The following is a 3974-nucleotide window of genomic DNA, read 5'->3' on the forward strand; positions in this document are numbered from 1 at the left end:
GACTCGGCCGAGGCCTCCTCGGCCGGGTCCGGCGCCGGTGCCTCCAGGATCACGTGCGCGTTCGTCCCGCTGATGCCGAACGCCGACACACCGGCACGGCGGGGACGCCCCGTCTCCGGCCACGGCCGGGCCTCGGTCAGCAGCCGGATGTTCCCGGACTCCCAGTCGACGTGGGAGCTCGGCGCGTCGACGTGCAGTGTCGGCGGCAGTTCACCGTGCCGCATCGCCATGATCATCTTGATCACGCCCGCCACACCGGCCGCCGCCTGGGTGTGGCTGATGTTCGACTTCACCGACCCCAGCCACAACGGCTCCACCCGGTCCTGGCCATAGGTCGCCAGGAGTGCCTGCGCCTCGATGGGATCGCCGAGCGTCGTGCCGGTGCCGTGCGCCTCCACCGCGTCCACGTCCGCCGTCGACAATCCGGCGTTCGCCAGCGCCTGCCGGATCACCCGCTCCTGCGACGGGCCGTTCGGCGCGGTCAGACCGTTGGACGCCCCGTCCTGGTTGACCGCGCTTCCCGCGACGACCGCCAGCACCCGGTGACCGTTGCGGCGGGCGTCCGACAACCGCTCCAGGAGCACGACACCCGCACCCTCACCCCACGCCGTACCATCAGCCGCCTCGGCGAACGCCTTCACCCGCCCGTCCGCCGCCAGCCCCCGCTGCCGCGAGAACTCGACGAACCCCGACGGCGTCGCCATCACCGTCACACCGCCGGCCAGGGCCAGCGAGCACTCCCCCGAACGCAGCGCCTGCGCCGCCAGGTGGATCGCCACCAGCGACGACGAACACGCCGTGTCCACCGACACCGCCGGACCCTCCAGCCCCAGCAGGTACGACACCCGACCGGAGGTCACACTCGTCGCCGTGCCCGTCGAGAGGTAGCCCTCAAGGTCGGGCGGCTGTGCCCCGGCTCCATAGCCCGAGGACCAGATGCCGGTGAAGACGCCCGTCTGGCTGCCCCGCAGCGACGTCGGATCGATCCCCGCGTCCTCGAAGGTCTCCCACACCGTCTCCAGCAGCACCCGCTGCTGCGGATCCATCGCCAACGCCTCACGCGGCGAGATCCCGAAGAACGCCGCGTCGAACTCGCCGGCGTCCCCGAGGAAACCACCCGACCGCGTGTACGACCTCCCCGGACCACCGGCCGGATCGTAGAGACGCCCCACGTCCCACCCACGATCCGATGGGAACTCCCCCACCGCGTCCACCCCACCCGCGACCAGATCCCACAACTCCTGCGCCGACCCGACGCCACCCGGATAGCGGGCCCCCAACCCCACCACGACCACCGGATCGTCCGACACCGGAACACCGACCGGCACGGGTGAGGCAGGGGCCTGGCGCCGGGCGCCGACCAGGAGGTTCCGCAGGTGGCCGGCCAGCGCGTCGGGGGTCGGGTAGTCGAAGACCATCGTCGCGGGCAGCCGTACCCCGGCGACCGTGGACAGGCGGTTGCGCAGTTCCACCGCGGTGAGCGAGTCGAAGCCCAGGTCCTTGAAGGCCCGCTCGGCGCTGACGGCCGAGGTGTCGGTGTGGCCGAGGACCGCGGCCGTCTGGCCGGTGACCAGTTCCAGGACGCGGCTGCGCTGCTCGGTCTCGGGCAGGGCCGCCAGTTCCCTGCCCAGGGTCGGCCGGTCCGTGCGCCGGGCGGGCCTGGTACGGGTGAGGCGGCTGAGCAGGGGGCGGGTGGACGCCGCCGACAGGTCGAGGTGTGCGGGGACCAGCACGGGATCGGCGGCGCCCAGGGCCAGGTCGAACAGTGCCAGCGCCTGGTCCGTGGGCATCGGCAGCACGCCGGCGCGGGCGAGGCGCTTGAGGTCGGTGTCGGTGAGGTGTCCGGTCAGCCCGCTGGCCTCGGCCCACTGTCCCCAGGCCAGCGACACGCCCGGCAGACCCTGGGCGCGCCGGTGCACGGCGAGGGCGTCAAGGAAGGCGTTCGCGGCGGCGTAGTTCGCCTGGCCCGGGCCGCCCAGCACACCGGCGGCGGACGAGAAGAGCACGAACGCGCTAAGGCCGAGGTCCTTCGTCAGCTCGTGCAGGTGCCAGGCGGCGTCGGCCTTGGGCCGCAGCACCTGGTCGATCCGGCCGGGCGTGAGGGATTCGACGACGCCGTCGTCGAGCACGCCGGCCGCGTGGACGACCGCGGTCAGCGGGTGCTCGGCCGGGATCGAGTCCAGGACGGCCGCCAGCGCGTCCCGGTCCGCCACGTCGCAGGCCACCACCTCGGCGTCGAAGTCCACCTCCGCCGCGGTCCTGCTGAGCAGGAGCAGGTGCCGGATGCCGTGCCGGTCGCGCAGGTGCCGGGCGACGAGGCGGCCCAGTGTTCCGGTGCCTCCGGTGATCAGCACGGTGCCGTTCGGGTCGAGCGGGCCGGGTGCCGGGGCCGCTTCGGCCCGCACCAGGCGGGCGGCGCGGGCGGCGCCGTCGCGGACGACGAGCTGCGGTTCGTCCCCCGCGACGAGGACGCGGTCGTCGGTGTCGACGAGCAGGAACCGGTCGGGGTGTTCCGCCTGGGCCGCGCGGACCAGGCCCCAGACGACACTGGACGGCAGGTCGACGGGGTCCGGCCCGACCGCCCCGCGGGTCACGACGGCCAGCCGGCCGTCCCCGTCGCGCAGGAAGTCCTGGAGCACGCCCAGCGTCTCGGCGGCGATGGTGTGCGCGGCGGCCACGGGGTCTCCCGCCGGGGGCGTCACGTGGTGGACGGCCGGGGGTTCGCCGGTGCTCTCGACGGGCACCCAGTCGAGGCGGAAGAGCTGGTTGGCCCCGGCGCCCGGTATGCCCGGCGGCCGGTGGCGCACGGTCAGCGCGTCGATCACCGCCAGCGGCCCGGATTCGTCGGCGAGCGCGACCCGGAAGGTGTCGGGGCCGGTGGGTGTGAGGCGGACCCGGGCCGTGGAGCCGGCTTTCCGCATCGACACCCCGGCGAAGGAGAACGGCAGGCGGCCGGCCGCCAGCAGGGTCAGCGGCTGGAGTGCGGCGTCGAGCAGCGCGGGGTGGAGACCGAAGCGGTCACGGGTGTCGGTGGGCAACGCGACCTCGGCATAGAGCTCGTCGCCCTGCCGCCGGATCTCGCGTACGCCCGCGAACACCGGCCCGTACTCGTAGCCCTGGGCGGCGAGGTTCTCGTAGAAGTCGGTCAGGTCGACGGGCTCACCGGTCGGCTGCCAGGGCTCGCCGGTGTCGTACGGGTGGGGGCGGTCGCCGGTCGCCAGCATGCCGGTGGCGTGCCGCAGCCAGGTGCCGCCCGTGCGGGAGTGCACGGTGACGGGGCGTCGGCCCGTCTCGTCCGGTGCGCCGACGACGACCTGGACCGGAACGGAACCGTCGTCCGGCAGGATCATGGGAGCTTCCAGCACCAGTTCGTCCAGGACGTCGCAGCCGGCCTGCCGTCCGGCGTGCAGGGCGAGTTCGACGAACACGGTGCCGGGCAGCAGCACGGAGCCCAGGACGACGTGGTCGGCCAGCCATGGCCGGGTGGCCGTCGAGAGCCGTCCCGTGAGCAGGACGCTCTGGTCCCCGGCCAGTTCGACGACGGCCCCGAGCAGCGGGTGCCCGGCCGAGTCCAGTCCCGCCGCCGACACGTCGCCCTTCGCGGCGACGGGGGTCAACCAGTACGGCCGGTGCTGGAAGGCGTACGTCGGCAGCGGGACGTGGTGGGGCACGCCGGCGAAGACCGGCGTCCAGTCGACGGCCACGCCTTGCGTGTGTAGGCGCGCCAGGGCGAGGTGGAACTCCTGCCTGCCGCTGTCGCGGCGCAGCGTGCCGGTCACGACGCCGTCCATCACCGGCGCCAGGACTGGGTGCGGGCTGACCTCCACGAACACGCCGTGCCGGTCCTGCGCGAGGGTCTCGACGGCGAGGTCGAAGCGTACGGGTTCGCGGAGGTTGCGGTACCAGTAGTCGGCGTCGAGGGCGGAGGTGTCGATCTGCTCGCCGGTCACCGTCGAGTAGAACGGGATCACCGC

Annotated in this window: 1 protein-coding gene; it reads right to left on the bottom strand. The window is 73.8% G+C overall.

Annotation, left to right across the window (positions count from 1 at the left end; all coding sequences use genetic code 11):
• On the bottom strand, positions 1-3974 hold a 3974-nt coding region (locus ABZ449_RS41815; protein WP_360357329.1), incomplete at both ends, for a type I polyketide synthase.

It is taken from the genome of Kitasatospora sp. NPDC005856, from assembly GCF_040629945.1.
Lineage (GTDB): Bacteria > Actinomycetota > Actinomycetes > Streptomycetales > Streptomycetaceae > Kitasatospora.